Raw genomic sequence first — 16024 nt, 5'->3', positions numbered from 1 at the left:
GTACTGTATTAATGCCCTGCCGCGGGTGGCGCGCCAGACGCGCCGGAACGCACAAACGGCGGGCGGGCAAACCAAATTAACACCATCAGCACCATGAACCCCCAGCCCAGTAGCCAGAAATAGTCGATGGTTGACATCATATAGGCCTGCTGCTCAATGGTGTTATCCACGGCCGCCAGGTGCTGCTGCGTCACACCGCCCATCTTATTCAGATAGTCCATTGCCGCCGGGTTATAGGTGGTGACACTCTCGGTGAGGTTAGCATGGTGATAAACCTCACGCCGCGACCAAATCCAGGTGGTGAGCGACGAGGCGAAGGAACCGCCGAGCACGCGGAAAAAGGTCGCCAGCCCGGAGCCTTCCGCCACTTCAACGCCGCTCAAATTCGACAGCACAATGGTGGTGATTGGCATAAAGAAAAAGGCCACGCCGATGCCCATAAACATCTGCACTTCGGCAATGGTGCGAAAATCGACGCTGGTATTGAACTGTGCGCGAAGCAAACACGATATGCCCATCGTCAGGAATGACAGCGTGGCGAGGAATCGCAGATCCACTTTGTGCGCATAGCGGCCGATAAATGGCGTCAGCAACAGCGGTAAAAAACCCATTGGCGCTGCGGCCAGCCCGGCCCAGATGGCGGTATAGCCCATCTGGGTTTGCAGCCACTGCGGCAGAATAATGTTGATGGCAAAAAACGCCGCATAGCCAAGCGTCAGCGTTGCCGTACCGATGGCGAAGTTACGATCCTTAAACAGCCGCAGGTTCACAATCGGGTGGCTTTCCCCCAGCTCCCAAATCACAAACGAGACCAGCGCAATCGCGGAGATAACCGACATGACGATGATTTCCGGCGCGTTGAACCAGTCAAGATCGTTGCCTTTGTCGAGCACCACCTGCAACAGCCCAACGCCGAGAACCAGCAACGCAATGCCAATGTAATCAATCGGCGCGGCGGTGGTGTTCTCTTCCCTCGTGCGGAGCTGGCTCCAGACGGTAATAGCGGCGAAAATGCCGATCGGCACGTTGATGTAAAAGATCCACGGCCACGAGTAGTTATCGGTTATCCAGCCACCGGTGATCGGCCCGACAATCGGCGCCACAACGGTCACCATCGACAGCAGCGCCAGCGCCATACTGCGTTTGCTGGTCGGGAAAATGACCAGCAATAGCGTCTGACACATCGGGAACATCGGCCCGGCGAAAAAGCCCTGCAGGGCGCGGAAAATAATCAGCTCGGTCATGCTGTGGGCAAAGCCGCAGAGGAACGAGGTCAAAGTAAAGAGCGCCACCGAACCGACAAACAACTTAAGCTGGCCGAAGCGTCGGGTGAACCACCCGGTTAGCGGCAGCGCAATCGCGTTGCACACCGCAAACGAGGTGATCACCCAGGTGCCCTGATCCGAACTGACGCCGAGGTTACCGGCGATGGTCGGCAGCGCCACGTTGGCGATGGTGGTATCCAGCACTTGCATAAACGTTGCCAGCGACAGCGCAATCGTCGCCAGCAGCAGGCTGGGAGGCGTAAACGCCGACTTATCTTGCATAACGTCTCTCTTAGCGGGCGCTGGATGCTACCGCCTGGCTGTTGTCATGAAGAATTTTCGCCACCAGTTGATCGGCATTTTGCAGCGCGTTCTGGTACACGTCGGTGGTAAAGCGCGGCACGGCAACGGTTTGCTGTGGCAACAGATGACCATCCGTATCACGGATATCCACGCGGGCAAACATCGACAACCCCACGCGCAGCGGGTGTTTCTGCATATCGTGCGGATCGAGCGTGATGCGCACCGGCAGACGCTGGACAATTTTGATCCAGTTACCGCTGGCGTTCTGCGCGGGCAACAGCGAGAAGGCGCTGCCAGTCCCAATGCCAAGGCTCTCAATCACACCGTGGTATTCAACGTTATCGCCATAGAGATCGGCGGTCAGCGTCACTTTCTGCCCCAGCCGCATCGTCTCCATCTGGCTCTCTTTAAAGTTGGCATCCACCCAGACCTGATCCAGCGGCACAATCGACATCAACGTGGTGCCGGAATCAACCAGCATGCCAAGCTGCACCGCACGTTTGGCAACAAAACCGCTCACCGGCGCGACAATGGTGCTACGGGCATTATCGAGGTAGCGCTGGCGCAGCGTGGCGACCGCACTTTTGATTTCCGGGTGGCTGTCGACCACCGTGTCATCGACCATCGCCAGATTGGTGGTTAACGCCTGTTGTGCTGCCGCCAAATCGCTTTTCGCGGTGGTCACCGCATCGCGATAATGCGCCAGATCTTCAGCGGCAATCGCTCCGCTGGCGAAGATCTTTTGCCGACGCGCATAGTCATTTTGCGCGGTTTGCAGCGCCACCTGTTTCGCTTCGACCTGTGCGCGATAGTTATCGGCGGTGCTGTAAAGCCCGCGCACCTGACGCACGGTGCTGGCAAGGTTGGCTTCCGCCTGTTGCAGGGCGATTTCCGTATCGCTCGGATCGAGCAGCACCAATGGTTGCCCTTTTTCTACGTAATCGCCTTCATCAACGGCAACTTGCGTGACGGTACCGGCGATTTGTGGCGTCAGCGTCACCAGGTTGGCGTTGACGTAGGCATCGTCGGTCGTTTCGTAATAGCGGGCATACAAAAAGTACCAGGCCAGACATCCTGCGGCGATCGCCAGCAGAATGAGAAACAGAATAGCGAAGTTGCGCTTACGTTTGCCCGGCGCGCGTTCGGCTTGTGCAGATGAAGTTTGCATCGTAAATACCTTGTTGGACAGCTTAGCGATGTGGGCGAGTTGCCTCGTCCGGCAACATTTTTATCAGTAAATCGACCAGCAACCGGGACTCTTCGGCTGTCAGGCGGCAGGTCAGCGAACGGAGAATCGAAGCCAGCGCCTCATTCTGGAAACGTTCGCAGATCTGCTGCCCTTTTTCGGTCAGGGCCAGGATCACCTGGCGTTTATCCTCCGGATTAGTGTTGCGCACGATCAGATCGCGTTTCACCATTCGTTCCAGCATGCGGCTCATTGCCCCGGCATCCATCAGCAAGTTTTTGCTCACTTCAACCGGGCTGTTAAAACCTTTGTAGATACTGATCAGCACCTTGAACTGAGCGGCAGTGATATCTGTCGACGAAAAATACTGACTAATGAGCTGGTCTTTAAACTGGTTCGCCAGATGAATCAGTAAAGCAAGATGCAGTTTGGGAATGGGGGTCTCTGTCGTGTTCGTCATGATATTTGCCTGGTCAGTAATTACAAATGAAACTACTGACCAGGCAACTAACTGTCAATGGATTGTCAAGATAAGCGCACATTTTGTCAGTCCGTCGGCGACGGACAGCCTGCTGTGCCGAGGTTTTCACACTCATACCTCTGACATCGGCCAGGCAGTATCAAGCGTAATAACGGTTCAATTGCCAGGATGATTATTTCAACCTGTAATTGGAACGTTTATTTAAAGTTTTTCGCTGAATTACATATATTATGTTTCTCCATAAGCGAAATTAAAAACACTGCCAATCGCTCAATTTGTGATAATGTAATCCGCATGCTACAAACAATAATAAGCTTCCGTCTCGCTGCATAAAAACATCTCAAATATTATTCAGGAAATGTATTTCTTGAATATTCCCATTCACTCTTAATTAAGAGCATAAATATAGCGGCAAACTACAACCTGAAGTAACTTATAAACGTATGTTTGAGCACAGCACCAGTGACAGCTTAATTGCATGGCCAATTAAGTTATACGTCATTATTTGGAGGACAACATGAGCAACACTCAACACAAATTAGATAAAGCCCGTCCACCACGGGTACAAATAACCTATGATGTCGAGATTGGTGATGCCCAGACGGCAAAAGAATTACCTTTAGTTCTTGGCGTTATGGGCGATTTTACCAATACCGAAACTGAACTGCGCGATCGTAAATTCCTGCACGTTGATAAAGATAATTTCAATGAAATCATGTCATCGATGAAACCGGTCGCTGAATTTTTAGTCGATAGCGCATTACCCGATCAGGAAGGAAAAATGGCCGTATCATTAACCTTCCAGAATATGGATGACTTTTCGCCAGATAATATTGTTCAACAAGTAGAACCGCTGCGCAAATTGATGGAACTGCGTGAACAATTATCAGATTTACGCAATCGCGCCGCCAGTAATGAACGTTTAAAAACACAGCTGGCAGAAATAGCAATGCAGCAGAACAAACAAACAGAGCAGACAGATAACCCGGCAGAGGAATAAAAATGGATAGTGAACTGGCTGTAGGCACTGTTGCTGAAACATCATTCAGTGATGATTTTCTCAATCAGGTAATCGATAATACAAAAGCAATTCGTCGTGAATCAGATCGCGACCGGATGAAAACACAGCTTAATAATTTTCTCGCCGAAGTAACGGCAGGAACAGTAATTGTCTCAAGCGATCTGATTGGCAGTATCGAACAGCGTATTTCAGCCATTGATGAACTGCTTTCCAGTCAGGTAAGTTTAATTATTCATGCCCCTGAATTTCAGAAAAAAGAGTCTTCATGGCGCGGCCTGCATAAACTGGTGCAGACCAGCGTAACGGAAAATACGCAAGTCCGGGTTCTGCAATGTACTAAACAAGAATTGATAAAAGATTTTAAATCAGCCAGCGATTTCGATCAGTCAATGTTGTTTAAATGCGTCTATGAAAGCGAATACGGTACTTTTGGCGGTACGCCATTTTCGTCCTTTATTGGCGATTTCGAATTTGATAACACGCCACAAGATATTAATTTGCTGGAACAGATTTCCCACGTCGCGGCAGCAGCCCACGCCCCTTTCCTGAGCGCTATTGCGCCGGGCATGCTGTCGATGCAGGATTTTTCCGAGCTGCCTCGCCCACGGGATATGGCGAAATTGTTTGAGACCACGGATTATGCGCGCTGGCGTTCATTCCGCCAGAACGATGATAGCCGTTATATTGGCCTCACCTTACCCCGCGTGCTGGGTCGCATGCCCTACGGCAGTAAAACCATCCCGGCGGAAACCTTTTGCTTCGAAGAACAGATCAATGAAAACGAAAGCGGCAGCGATTATCTGTGGATGAATTCCGCCTGGGAGCTGGCAGGCAAGATCGTTGAATCTTTTGAAGAGTATGGCTGGTGCGCCTCCATTCGCGGCGTCGAAGGGGGTGGACTGGTGCAATCATTGCCGGCGTATAACTACACCTCAATCAGCGGTGAAAGGACCATGCAATGCCCTACGCAGGTCGCTATTTCAGATCGCCGGGAAAAAGAGCTTTCCGATCTCGGTTTTATTCCGCTGGTGCATTGCAAAGGAACCGACTACGCGGCGTTTTTCGCCGTTCAGTCAGCCAACAAACCGCGTTTATATAACTCCGACCAGGCGAATGCGAATGCGCGCCTGTCGAGCCAGTTGCCCTATATTCTGGCCACGTCGCGGTTTGCTCATTATTTGAAATCCATCGTTCGCGATAAGGTCGGCAGCTTTATGTCGCGCAGCGAGTGCGAAGAGTATTTACAGAAGTGGATTATGCAATATGTCGTGGCCTCCGATAACGCAGGCCCGGAAACGAAAGCACGCTATCCCCTCCGCGAAGCCCAAATAGACGTTGTTGAAGTTCCTGGTTTTCCCGGGACTTATCGCGCAATTGCATGGTTAAAACCTCATTTTCAACTTGAGGGTTTGAGTATGTCTTTACGCCTTGTAGCCGATTTACCGTCTGCTGCCGGTGCGTAAATTTATTTTTTCATCGTTTCATTATTAATAAAGGATTAGATATGGCTAAACTCCAGGACTGTCAATTCATCGAAATTAAAATTGACAACAAACCCGTTAAAGGCGCATCGACGGAAGCGGCTTATAAAGACTGGATCGAAGGGTATGCTCCGATGGGTATCATCACGTATTCCGGCCCTGACGGTACCTATTTTGATTCAACTCACGTTTCCTTATTAGTGACGAAGGAAAGCAGTAACTTTTTTGAGCAGTATTTAAAACGCGGCTATAAAAATATTACTATCACGGTCGTACATCGTGGCTCCGACGAATACTCAGCGAACTATGAAATTCAGCGTATCACTTACACTGACTGTAAGATTCAGAGTCTTCGTTACGAAATGCGTGACAAGTTATTTATGGATATTACTTTCACCTTTGAAGGCGAAGTTGATCTCACCATTAACGTGCCGAATGCTGCAGAATCCGGCCTGGATAAAATTGGGCCGATCAAATACGACATCCCGACAAAAGCGCTTAAATAACAGCGTCTACCGGCTACCGCAGGTGGCCGGTTTTTTCCAGGAAGCGCAATGATGATATATTCATTACTCTTAACGCTCAGTGATAATCACCCTCTTCGTGAAGAAGATGATTATCAGTGCGAAGCGCTTTCGCATCACCAATTGCTGGCAGAGTTAAACATGTGTTTAAGCTCCCGCGCGCGCTATCCCGGTATCGAGGAGATTCCTCTTATTAATACTTCGGTATTGAATTTTGGTATCAATGAGTCATTCCAGAAAACTAACGAACTGACTCCCCGGCGTAATATTATGGAGCAGCGACTGCAAACCACCATTGCCCGTTACGAGCCACGCCTGACGCAGGTTTCCATCATCAGCACCCAGGTCAACCCGGAACATATTAAATTCGAATTACAGGCAAATTATTTAAATAAGCCGTTAACCATCAGGCTTATCTGGAATGACGATACGGGAGTATTTTATTTCGATGAATAGTTTACTTTCTTATTATCAGAAAGAACTGAACTTCTTAAAAAAACATGGCCGAGTTTTCGCTGAACGCTTTCCTAAAATAGCTCGTCGGCTTGGCATGATCGAGGGGGAATCCGCCGATCCGCATGTCAGCCGGTTGATTGAATCTTTTGCCTTATTAACGTCGCGCATTCATCAGCGGCTGGATGAAGATATGCCAGAAGTGGTCGAGGCGCTCATTGCTTCGCTGGCTCCCCAGTTCCTGCGTCCGCTGCCCTCAACCTGCATTGTGATGATGGAACCCGATCCCGCGCGCAGCGGCATCAGCGGCAAAAATATTCTTGCGCCGGGAACCGCGCTGTTTACTCGCAACACTGCCCCGCTGCCCTGCCAGTTTCAAACCATCTACCCGGTAACGCTACTGCCGCTCAGCATCGAGACGGCAAGTCTGCATTTTGACAGCGATATCCTGAACTGGAAGTTACGCTTGCAGTTTCGCGTCTGGCCGGGCGGCGCGATCGGTGCCGAAAAGATCCGCCTCTATCTGCACGGCCAGGACAATGCGGTCAACCTGCTTTATACGGTGCTTTGTTCTGAGCTTCAGAGTCTTGGCCTGTCGCAGGGGGATAACAGCATAGTGCTGTCCGCCACGGCGATCTCCCCCGTGGGTTTTGAGGTGGAAGATGCCCTGCTTACGCGCGATCCCAGCATTGCGCCGATCCATATCCTGTTGCTGGATTACTTCTATTTTCCGCAGAAATTCTCTTTTATTGACCTGCAATTGCCGGAAGGTTTTACCGCCAGCGGTAATGAAAGTTTTGAAATTCAGGCCGTTATCAGGCGCAACCGCTTGACGAAAAAACTGGAAAAAATGGCGGATATTGTCGATGCCAGTTTTTTCCGCCTGTTCTGTTCTCCCGCCGTTAATTTGTTTACGCAGCGTGCAGAGCCACTCACGCTCAACGACGCCACCGTCGAGCATCCGGTCATTCCGGACAACCGCTATCCGGGGCTGATTAGCGTCTGGTCAATCGATACCGTTACCGTGCAGCGTAAAACCGAAGGGCGCATTGATCACTGGCCGGTACGTTCACTGCTTGAAAGCCACCTGCACATGGACAAGACGGACAACGCCGGGCTGCGCTGGCAGAGCACTCACCGGGAAGTGCATGGCCCACGCGGCGTGGAGCCAACCTGTTTTATTACTTTCAGTAAAAGCCAGCCTGGTGCGGCTTCGCCGGATGCCGAGGTGGTGACCATTACCATGCGCTGTAGCAACCATACGTTGCCGCATCAGTTGTCGTATGGTCATCCTGACGGTGATTTTGATGCCGACGCCGCAGTTGCCGCGCTGAAGACGATTGCGCTGACCCATCCGACACGCCCGCTTAATCCCCCGGAAAAGAGCGCGCAACACTGGCGCTTTCTGGCACAACTCTCTCTCAATCATCAGTTGCTGACCGGCGAACGCGGCGCACAACAGCTGGCAGAGATGCTGTCGCTGTATAACCGCGACGTGCAGCCGGGGAAAACACCGTTATTCATGTTGATACAGTCGCTGGAGTGCCAGCCGGTTACTCGTCGGCTGGTAAAAAACGATCCGCACTCGCTGGCACGCGGCATCAATGTGCTGGTGACGTTTCGCCATCAGGCGCTGAATGAACCTGATTATTACCTGTTCTGCGCCCTGCTGGATCGCCTGCTGGCGCTGTATGCCCCGGTCAACAGTTTTATCCGGCTCGCCACCTGTATTGAGCAGGAAGCAGAAACGCTGCACCAGTGGCCGGTGCGCGCCGGGAGGCTGTCATGGCTTTGATCCCGCTTATCAGCAAATTCAATTTTTATCAGCAAATTCGCCTGTTGCTTCGCATGCTGCGGGATGGCGAAAAAACCGATGAAACGTTACTGGATGAAGCGCTGCATCTGACATCAACCCTTTCGCTTAATGCGCCAGAGGGTGACGTGGAGTCGCTATCCCAGGCAGCGCCCGGTGAGCCGCTTACGGTGACGGCGTTTCACCACGGTCTGACCGGTGCAATGGGCGCGCTGCCTTCGGTGTATACCGAGTGGCTGATTGAGCGCCAGTACCGTTACAGCGACGGCAGCGCCAAAGCATTTTTCGATCTCTTTGGCCACCGGCTCTACTGCCTGGATTATCTCGCCTGGCAAAAAAACCATTTATACGCGCTCGCTGAATCTACAGGTTCCTCGCCGCTCAATATGGCCATCCTTGCGCTTACCGGCCTGACGAATGAAGCGCCCTTCCAGGCGATGGTGAACCACGCCGCGTTATTTGCCGCCCCCGTGCGTTCAATGGTCAACCTGGAGCGCTGGCTGAGTCAGCTGTTTGCTGTCCCGGCGCAGGTGATCCCGTTTACCGGCGGCTGGCGCAGCGTGAGCGATGAGGAGCGCTGCCAGCTCGGCAATCCTCAACACAGGCTGGAAACCGCGCCAATGCTGGGCGCCGTACGTCGGGAGGTGCATGCGCATTTTGATGTCTTGCTCGGCCCGATGTCTGCGGAGTCTTCCCGCCGTTTTATTCCGCAGGGCGCAGCCTGGCAGGATCTCTGGGCGCGTATCCGCGATTACGTCGGCCCGGTAATGGACTTCTCCGTTTCCTTACTGATCAGCCGTTCCTCTCCTGGTTCCAGCCCGCTGGGAATGCGCGCTTTAGGGGTGGATTTTTGTCTTGGCAGCAGCGCGGGGACGTATCTGCATAAAGTGCAGAAGCCTGCCCCGGCCTTTTAAACAGGATTATTGGTATGTCGATTATTGAAAAAAGCAAAGAGCAACAACACCATTTTATCGGCTGGAACGGCGATCTCGCCGGTTCGCTGCTGCTCGTCTCACTTCGCGGGCAGGAATCACTCTCCTCGCCGTATCAATACGAACTGCGTTCGCTGACAAAAATGAAGGAGGCAGATCTGGCTCGCTGGCATGGCGAAGCGGTCTCCTGCCGCATCGGTGACGGCAGTCAGTCGCTGCCGCAGCGCCATCTGCACGGTGTCGTGACCCGCATTCGTTATGCGCAGCGCACCGGGGATGAGGCGGAATGTATTTTCACGCTCGAACCGACACTCTCGCTGCTGCACATGGGGCGCATGATGCGCATCTGGCAAAACACCAGCGTGCCGGATCTGGTCAGTACTCTGCTCAAAAATTACGGCATCAACGATGTCGAGGTGCAGTTGCATGGCACGTACCCGAAGCGAGAGTACTGTGTGCAGTATCGTGAGTCGGCATTGCGTTTTATCGAGCGAATTTTGCAGGAAGAAGGGATCTACTACTTTTTCCGCCACAGCGCAGCGGCTCATACCTTAGTGCTGGCCGATCATCCCGCCAGCCACGCCACCATTGGCGGAGAGAAACTCGCCTGGCACCATCAGGGTGAAATCATCACCGGCGGCACTATCGATAGCTGGGAAGCCAGCGTGGCGTTGCTGCCTGCAAGCGTGGCGATTCAGGGCTTCAATATGCCGCAAACCGCCGCGATTGATGATCTGAAAAGCGCCCGCAGTGCTGATAAATCCATCTCATCAGTGACGTTCACCGATATCACGCCGCAGGGCGATCGCGAATTGATCACCCGCCAGGCCCAAACGGTGATGGCGGCGAAAGAAGCCAATATTCGCCACTTTGCCGCGACGGCGAATGCGCACTGGTTGAGTTGCGGCGAAATTTTCACGCTGAGCGGCCATCCTTCCGGTGACAAGGCATACAACATTCAGCGTCTGGATCTGGAAGCGGTTAATAACTTCGACGACAACAGCAGCGTCTGCTTTTGCCAGTTGCAGGCGATAAGTAACGATCAACCCTGGGTACCAGCCGATAGTCATCCACTGCCGGAGATCCCTGGCGTTCTGACGGCAACCGTCGTTGGACCTGCTTCAGAAGAGATCCACGCCGATGAATATGGCCGCATCAAGATCCAGTTTCCGTGGGACAAAGAAAACCCCAATGACGATACCTGCTCCTGCTGGGTGCAGGTGGTCCAGCCGTGGAGCGGTGCGAAGTTCGGCGCGCAATTTCTTCCGCGCGTCGGCTGTGAAGTGTTGGTCAGCTTTGTGCAGGGACATCCCGATTTCCCGGTGGTTATCGGCACGGTGCATAACGGTCAGAATAAGCCGCCATTCGCCCTTCCCGCCGGGAAAAACGAGAGCGGTTTTATGTCACGCAGCACGCCCAAAGGCAGCGTCGATGAGGGCCATCGCCTGAGTTTCAACGATAAAAAAGGCGAAGAGTTGCTGACTATCATTGCGCAAAAGGATCTCGCGCTGACGGTAAAAAATGATGCCACCAGCACCATCGCCGCCAACCGCAGCACCGAGCTGACCAAGGGCAACGATCTGTTGGTGCTGAAAGAAGGTGATATGAGCGTCACGCTGGAAAAAGGCAACTGGCAACAGCGCGTGACGGGCAATGCCAGCGCAGAGGTAAAGGACGGCAATTACACGCTCAGCGTTACCGGCAATGCCACCACTGAAGTGAAAGACGGCGAGTACAAGCTCAACGTCACCGGCAATACCACCACCGAAGTGAAAGACGGCGAGTACAAACTCAGCGTTGCCGGTAATACCACCACCGAAGTGAAAGACGGTAACTACAAGCTCAGCGTGGCGGGCAATAGCACCACCGAGCTGAAGAGCGGCAATTACATGCTCAGCGTGAGCGGCGGCAGCGGCGGTATCAAAACGGATAAAGCGCTGACGTTCGAATCCACGCAAGGCATCGAACTGAAAGTGGGCAGCAACAAAATCAGCCTTTCGCCCAGCGGCATTACGATTAACGGCACCCTGCTCACCCTTGAAGCGAAAGCTACGGCAGAGCTTAAAGGCGCAATGACCACGGTGTCCGGCAGCGGGATGACGCAGGTTTCAGGCGGCATTATTAACATCGGCTAAGGAGAGCACCATGGCATCCGTTGAATTATCCCACCACCAACAACTTGCCTGCGGCAACTGGGAAGAAGCCCTGCAACAGTGGCGCCAGCAGTATGACTTCAAAACGGTCGTCAGCCAATTGACCGCCCTGCTTCGGCGCTTTGCCAGCACGGATGCGCTGCCGCTGCTGGATGATATCGCCCGCTACGGCCGTCAACCCGACGAAACACTGCGCTGGCGCATCTTTGAACAGGCGAAGGAGCTGGGTTTTAACACGCCAGTTGGCGCCCTTGCTTTGTCGCTGTTCTGGTCGCAGGGAAGTATGAGCCCGCCGGATCTCGAACCGGTTTATCCCGATCCGCAACTGAGCCAGCAAATCCTGAATTGTGCGCTGGTGATGTCGGCCTGTCAGCTCTCTGATTCTCCGACGGAGGGCGTACGCCTGCTGTTTTCCCACATTGCTGACGGGGGTCTGTGATGGCTCAACCTGCGGCCCGTGTCTCTGATATGCATACCTGCCCGATGGTGACGCCCGGCGTTCCGCCAATCCCGCATGTCGGCGGCCCCATCATGCCACCTGGCGTCCCTACGGTGCTGATTGGCGGTCTTCCCGCCGCGACCGTCGGCTCAATGGCGACCTGCGTCGGGCCTGTCGACAGCATCGTAATGGGCAGTTTCAAAGTGCTGATCGGCAAAAAACCGGCCGCACGCATGGGAGATAGCTGCGCACATGGCGGCGTGATTGTCGCCGGATGCCCCAAAGTTCTGATCGGATAAGCGAACATGACCCTTGTTGCCGATATTGCGCCGCTGTTAGCGCCAATCAGCCCGGAAAATCCTGCCGGGGAAAATCTGGAATATGAACTGCTGTTTGACACCATCCGCAGCGCGCGTGAAAGCGATCCGGACTACTTGCCCGAAGGCGACTGGTCGGTGAGCGAACCCCGCAAAGCGGACTGGAATAAAGTGCGGATGCTGAGTGAAAAAGCCCTCATGGAGCAGAGCAAAGATCTGCAACTGGCGTGCTGGCTCGTGGAGTCGCGCTGCCATTTGCAGGGGCTTGCCGGGCTGTGCTCAGGCATCGATTTTCTTTGCGCCTTCCTGCAACAGTTCTGGTTTCAGTGCTGGCCTTCGCTTGAGGAAGATGGCGTTTTAGCGCGCCGTAGCCGACTGTCGCGCCTCGATCGCGACATCAGTATGCAGCTTTTTCGCCAGCCGTTGCTGGCGCAAGAGATGACCTCGCTGGCGACATGGCGGGAGATTCAGGCATTCGAACAAAAAATCACCGCTCACCCGGAAAGCCGCGAGGAGTTGATAGCGCAGAAAGGCGATCTGTCGATGAGCAGTTTCGATCGGCTGGCGACGCAATTTTCTGCCCATGACATCAGCCAGCAGCTTGCGCTTACGGAACAACTGACCGCTGCGCTGCGGCAATACGAGGCATGTTATGCCTCGTTGAGTGAGGATCAGGAAGGCGATGTCTTTGTTCTGATCCGCCAGACGTTAGCGGAAGTGACCGACTATCTGCAACGCCTGGCGCAACGGGCAATGCCGTTGGCTACCGACGCTCCAGTTGACAGCGCAGAAGGCGCACCGCTCGCCACGACGTCGCCCTTCGCCACCTCACAGATGATGAACCGCGAGCTGGCCATCAGCCAGATGCTGGCTATCGGTGCCTGGTTTCGCCAGACCGAACCCTCAAGCCCGGTGCCCTTTCTGATGGATCGCGCCGCCCGCTGGGCAAACATGACGCTGACCGAATGGCTGGAAGAGATGCTTACCGACGATACCAGCCTGCATGCCATTCATAATGTATTAACAGGACAGACCCAATAATGCCGGGAAAACATACCTTTATCATTGCTTTTTGCGCTGCGCTGCTCAGCGGGTGCGCAGAGGAAAAACCCGCGCCCGCCACGAAACAGCAGGCCATTGACCAGGTTGCCGCGCCCTTTGCCCAGGGCGCCATCACGCTGGCGATTCAAACCGACCCGGATTTGAATGCGGTGCATGGTATCGCCAATAGCTGCACGTTACTGGTTATCCAGGCGCAACAAGCCAATACGCTAAGCAAACTGCTCTCTAACCCTTTCGCTTTAAAGAACCTGTTCAGCGCCGCGGGCGCGCAGGATGAGATCTTAAAAGTTGACCGTTACGCCGCCATGCCGGGACAGCACACGACGCTGCATATCGATCGCAGCGAGAATACCCGTTACCTCGCGGTGGTTGCCGGGTATTACCCGTTCCCGCAAAAGCAGCATATGGCGCTCATCCGCATTCCCGTCACCACTGAAAGCTCCGGCTGGTGGACGCCGCGCTGGCAGGCGCAACTGGCTCCGCTAACGCTTACCCTGCATCTCGGTAGCAACAGCATGACGCAGTTTACCGGCGCTGAACGCGAGCCGCTGCGCCTGCAAAATGCGGCGCCCGCACCGGCACCGTCCCCTGCCAGCCAAGGAAGCTGATATGTATCCGGAACTTCAGCAAATTTACTGGTATTCGGGTGTTTATCTACAGCCGCAACATTTGCAATCTGTCGATCTGCATCATCACTACATGCTGTCGCGCCATCGCCAACTGGCGCAACCGTGGAACGTTGGGCTGATTGAGTTGGTGTTTAACCCGGAAACGCTGGTTGATTTCACGCTAAAAATTGAGCGCCTGAAGGCGCTGTTACCTTCCGGGGATTATCTGGAGTTTCCCGGCAACTGTAGCCTGCAACCGCGCCAGTTTCGCCAGGCATGGAAACAGCTGGAGAAACCGTTAACCCTGTGGCTGGCGCTGCGCCGTTTCGACCCAGGCCACGTGAATGTCGGCGAGTCGCCAAACAGCCGCTGGTTTAAAGCGCCGGAAGAAGGCGTGATGAAAGATGTCTACTTCGACGGGCCGGAGTGCAGCGTCTCGCGCATTCTTTATAACGTACAGATCCTCACCGACAGCGAGAAAGAGGCGGTGGTGGATTGTGAATTTATTTCCCTTCTGCGGCTGCGCTATGACACCGATCGGGTGATCCCTGACGCCAGTTTTTGTCCTCCGCTGGTCAGCCTTGGCAGCACGCCGGTACTGAAAAATCTGCTGGACGGTCTGTATGCCGAGCTGGCAAACCGCGCCTATAAACTCGAAGAGTACAAACGCCCGGAACAGAGCAATACCGCCCAGCGCGGCGATATGACGCAACTATTAGTGATGCGCTCGCTGAACCGGACGCTGCCGTTGCTGCACCACTACTGTCGCACGCCGGGCATGCATCCGTGGCCCGTCTACGGTCTGCTGGCGCAACTGATTGGTGAACTCTCCTGTTTCAGCGATCGCTGTTCATTTAATGGTGAATGGGCCGGTGAGACGATGCGCCTGTTGCCGTATGACCACGATGACCTTTATGCCTGTTTCGCCAGCGCGAAAACCCTTCTGCTGTCACTGCTGAATAACCTGGCGCTGGAAGATAACGTCTGGATCACCTTCATACCAACCAGCCAGCGCATCTTTATCGGCGATTTATCGTCACTCACCGGACAACAGGGCGACAGCGTGTTGCTGCGGCTGCGTTCAGAGCAGCAACTTCCCGGCACAACCGAGAGCAGCAGTTTCAAAGTGGCGCCGGGCTCGGCGATCGGCAAGCTGATTCAACATGCGCTACCGGGGATTGCCGCTACGGCGCTGAACCCTGCGCCGCGTGGCGTGCCGCAGAGCAAAAACGCGGTCTATTACCAACTGAACCAGCAGGACGATCTGTGGAAGAAGATCGGCCAGGAGCAGAGCCTGGCCTTTTACTGGGATGACGCGCCCGACGATCTACAAGTCCAGGCCGTCTTTATGGGGGTGTCATGAGCGAGCTTCTTGATGGCTATCTGCCAGTCTTCAGGCTGGTACTGGAGATGATTGCAGAACCAACATCGTTTACCGATTACGCCGAAGCGCGGCAAGAGTGTCTTGTCCGGCTGGAGCAGGCGATGCAGCGAGCCTGCCAACAGGATGCCAGCGAAGAGGAGAAAGCGGCCGCGCAGTTTGCGGTTATCGCCTGGATCGATGAAACGGTGCTCTGTTCATCCTTGCCGTGGCGTGAGCGCTGGCAGAGTGAATTATTGCAGCGTAAGTATCTGAATATCACCGTCGCCGGAGAGCGCTTTTTTACCTGTCTGGCGCAGCTTGAGCCTGCCTGGCATCAGGCGAGAAAGGTCTTTCTTTTCTGTCTGCAAAATGGTTTTCACGGTCAGTACAGCACGCCCGAGGATGACGAGCCATTGCAGGAGATCATTACAGAGCAGCGTGCGCTGTGTCTGCCGGCATCATGGTTAAGCTGGCCAAACGACAGCGCGATCACGCCCGCGACATGCGGACAAACCGTCGCTACACCGCTGTATAAACACCTGCTACTGCGAGCAACCGTGACCCTGTTGCTGCTGTACGGTTTTTTACTTTTGCTTCTTTATCACTACACAAACTGACCCCCT

At 54.1% G+C, this 16024-nt stretch carries 16 protein-coding genes; 13 read left to right on the top strand and 3 right to left on the bottom strand.

Translation table 11 applies throughout. The annotated features are described in order from the left end of the window. Positions 1 to 8: 8 nt before the first annotated feature. The 3 genes from CWM66_RS11600 to CWM66_RS11590 are packed head-to-tail and all read right to left on the bottom strand — an operon-like array spanning position 9 to position 3214. Entirely contained in the window at positions 9 to 1547 is a 1539-nt protein-coding gene (locus tag CWM66_RS11600) for a DHA2 family efflux MFS transporter permease subunit (RefSeq protein WP_007371763.1), read from the bottom strand. Between the two features lie 10 nt (positions 1548 to 1557). After that, complete coding sequence (locus CWM66_RS11595) at positions 1558 to 2736, bottom strand: efflux RND transporter periplasmic adaptor subunit (RefSeq protein WP_107146680.1); 1179 nt, start codon at positions 2734 to 2736, stop codon at positions 1558 to 1560. A gap of 22 nt (positions 2737 to 2758) precedes the next feature. Then, on the bottom strand, positions 2759 to 3214 hold the full coding sequence (locus CWM66_RS11590; RefSeq protein WP_007371761.1) for a MarR family transcriptional regulator: 456 nt from the start codon (positions 3212 to 3214) through the stop codon (positions 2759 to 2761). Positions 3215 to 3752: 538 nt separating this feature from the next. On the opposite strand from CWM66_RS11590, the gene tssB reads away from it, so the two are divergent. The 13 genes from tssB to CWM66_RS11525 are packed head-to-tail and all read left to right on the top strand — an operon-like array spanning position 3753 to position 16018. Beyond that, positions 3753 to 4235 carry a type VI secretion system contractile sheath small subunit gene (gene tssB / locus CWM66_RS11585; protein WP_007371760.1) on the top strand — a complete coding sequence of 161 codons (483 nt, stop codon included), beginning with the start codon at positions 3753 to 3755 and terminating at the stop codon, positions 4233 to 4235. A gap of 2 nt (positions 4236 to 4237) precedes the next feature. Beyond that, positions 4238 to 5719, top strand: a complete 1482-nt coding sequence (gene tssC, locus CWM66_RS11580) for a type VI secretion system contractile sheath large subunit (RefSeq protein WP_007371759.1) — start codon at positions 4238 to 4240, stop codon at positions 5717 to 5719. Positions 5720 to 5760: 41 nt separating this feature from the next. Then, on the top strand, positions 5761 to 6243 hold the full coding sequence (locus CWM66_RS11575; RefSeq protein ID WP_007371758.1) for a hypothetical protein: 483 nt from the start codon (positions 5761 to 5763) through the stop codon (positions 6241 to 6243). 48 nt (positions 6244 to 6291) lie between these two features. Beyond that, a complete protein-coding gene (locus CWM66_RS11570; protein WP_079517805.1) occupies positions 6292 to 6717 on the top strand; it encodes a GPW/gp25 family protein in 426 nt (141 codons plus the stop codon). Then, the gene (tssF, locus tag CWM66_RS11565; RefSeq protein WP_107146679.1) at positions 6710 to 8509 is read left to right on the top strand and encodes a type VI secretion system baseplate subunit TssF; all 1800 of its coding nucleotides are present in this window, start codon (positions 6710 to 6712) and stop codon (positions 8507 to 8509) included. Before CWM66_RS11570 ends, tssF begins: the two co-directional genes overlap by 8 nt. Then, entirely contained in the window at positions 8500 to 9441 is a 942-nt protein-coding gene (gene tssG / locus CWM66_RS11560; protein WP_035888589.1) for a type VI secretion system baseplate subunit TssG, read from the top strand. The genes tssF and tssG overlap by 10 nt, the downstream gene beginning before the upstream one ends. A gap of 14 nt (positions 9442 to 9455) precedes the next feature. Then, the gene (locus CWM66_RS11555; RefSeq protein WP_107146678.1) at positions 9456 to 11594 is read left to right on the top strand and encodes a type VI secretion system Vgr family protein; all 2139 of its coding nucleotides are present in this window, start codon (positions 9456 to 9458) and stop codon (positions 11592 to 11594) included. A 10-nt stretch (positions 11595 to 11604) separates the two neighbouring features. Further along, the gene (locus CWM66_RS11550) at positions 11605 to 12051 is read left to right on the top strand and encodes a hypothetical protein (protein WP_107146677.1); all 447 of its coding nucleotides are present in this window, start codon (positions 11605 to 11607) and stop codon (positions 12049 to 12051) included. Next, on the top strand, positions 12051 to 12350 hold the full coding sequence (locus tag CWM66_RS11545) for a PAAR domain-containing protein (RefSeq protein WP_035888596.1): 300 nt from the start codon (positions 12051 to 12053) through the stop codon (positions 12348 to 12350). Before CWM66_RS11550 ends, CWM66_RS11545 begins: the two co-directional genes overlap by 1 nt. Before the next feature lie 6 nt (positions 12351 to 12356). Next, positions 12357 to 13409: a type VI secretion system protein TssA gene (gene tssA / locus CWM66_RS11540; RefSeq protein WP_107146676.1), complete on the top strand. Its 1053-nt coding sequence runs from the start codon at positions 12357 to 12359 to the stop codon at positions 13407 to 13409. Beyond that, positions 13409 to 14038 carry a type VI secretion system lipoprotein TssJ gene (tssJ, locus tag CWM66_RS11535; RefSeq protein ID WP_107146675.1) on the top strand — a complete coding sequence of 210 codons (630 nt, stop codon included), beginning with the start codon at positions 13409 to 13411 and terminating at the stop codon, positions 14036 to 14038. The genes tssA and tssJ overlap by 1 nt, the downstream gene beginning before the upstream one ends. A 1-nt stretch (position 14039) precedes the next feature. Beyond that, entirely contained in the window at positions 14040 to 15401 is a 1362-nt protein-coding gene (gene tssK, locus CWM66_RS11530; RefSeq protein ID WP_107146674.1) for a type VI secretion system baseplate subunit TssK, read from the top strand. After that, positions 15398 to 16018, top strand: a complete 621-nt coding sequence (locus CWM66_RS11525) for a DotU family type IV/VI secretion system protein (RefSeq protein WP_007371748.1) — start codon at positions 15398 to 15400, stop codon at positions 16016 to 16018. The genes tssK and CWM66_RS11525 overlap by 4 nt, the downstream gene beginning before the upstream one ends. Positions 16019 to 16024: the final 6 nt, after the last annotated feature.

This window comes from Kosakonia sp. H7A (assembly GCF_003028445.1).
In the GTDB taxonomy this organism is placed as follows: domain Bacteria; phylum Pseudomonadota; class Gammaproteobacteria; order Enterobacterales; family Enterobacteriaceae; genus Kosakonia; species Kosakonia radicincitans.
This window is presented reverse-complemented; position numbering and strand designations above follow the sequence as displayed.

Bases quoted from the DNA above. Each gene is read 5' to 3' on its own strand.
- CWM66_RS11545 (WP_035888596.1), top strand. From the start codon at position 12,051: ATGGCTCAACCTGCGGCCCGTGTCTCTGATATGCATACCTGCCCGATG.
- tssF (WP_107146679.1), top strand. From the start codon at position 6,710: ATGAATAGTTTACTTTCTTATTATCAGAAAGAACTGAACTTCTTAAAA.
- tssK (WP_107146674.1), top strand. From the start codon at position 14,040: ATGTATCCGGAACTTCAGCAAATTTACTGGTATTCGGGTGTTTATCTA.
- tssG (WP_035888589.1), top strand. From the start codon at position 8,500: ATGGCTTTGATCCCGCTTATCAGCAAATTCAATTTTTATCAGCAAATT.
- tssA (WP_107146676.1), top strand. From the start codon at position 12,357: ATGACCCTTGTTGCCGATATTGCGCCGCTGTTAGCGCCAATCAGCCCG.
- CWM66_RS11550 (WP_107146677.1), top strand. From the start codon at position 11,605: ATGGCATCCGTTGAATTATCCCACCACCAACAACTTGCCTGCGGCAAC.
- CWM66_RS11555 (WP_107146678.1), top strand. From the start codon at position 9,456: ATGTCGATTATTGAAAAAAGCAAAGAGCAACAACACCATTTTATCGGC.
- tssB (WP_007371760.1), top strand. From the start codon at position 3,753: ATGAGCAACACTCAACACAAATTAGATAAAGCCCGTCCACCACGGGTA.
- CWM66_RS11570 (WP_079517805.1), top strand. From the start codon at position 6,292: ATGATGATATATTCATTACTCTTAACGCTCAGTGATAATCACCCTCTT.
- CWM66_RS11525 (WP_007371748.1), top strand. From the start codon at position 15,398: ATGAGCGAGCTTCTTGATGGCTATCTGCCAGTCTTCAGGCTGGTACTG.
- CWM66_RS11590 (WP_007371761.1), bottom strand. From the start codon at position 3,214: ATGACGAACACGACAGAGACCCCCATTCCCAAACTGCATCTTGCTTTA.
- CWM66_RS11600 (WP_007371763.1), bottom strand. From the start codon at position 1,547: ATGCAAGATAAGTCGGCGTTTACGCCTCCCAGCCTGCTGCTGGCGACG.
- tssC (WP_007371759.1), top strand. From the start codon at position 4,238: ATGGATAGTGAACTGGCTGTAGGCACTGTTGCTGAAACATCATTCAGT.
- tssJ (WP_107146675.1), top strand. From the start codon at position 13,409: ATGCCGGGAAAACATACCTTTATCATTGCTTTTTGCGCTGCGCTGCTC.
- CWM66_RS11575 (WP_007371758.1), top strand. From the start codon at position 5,761: ATGGCTAAACTCCAGGACTGTCAATTCATCGAAATTAAAATTGACAAC.
- CWM66_RS11595 (WP_107146680.1), bottom strand. From the start codon at position 2,736: ATGCAAACTTCATCTGCACAAGCCGAACGCGCGCCGGGCAAACGTAAG.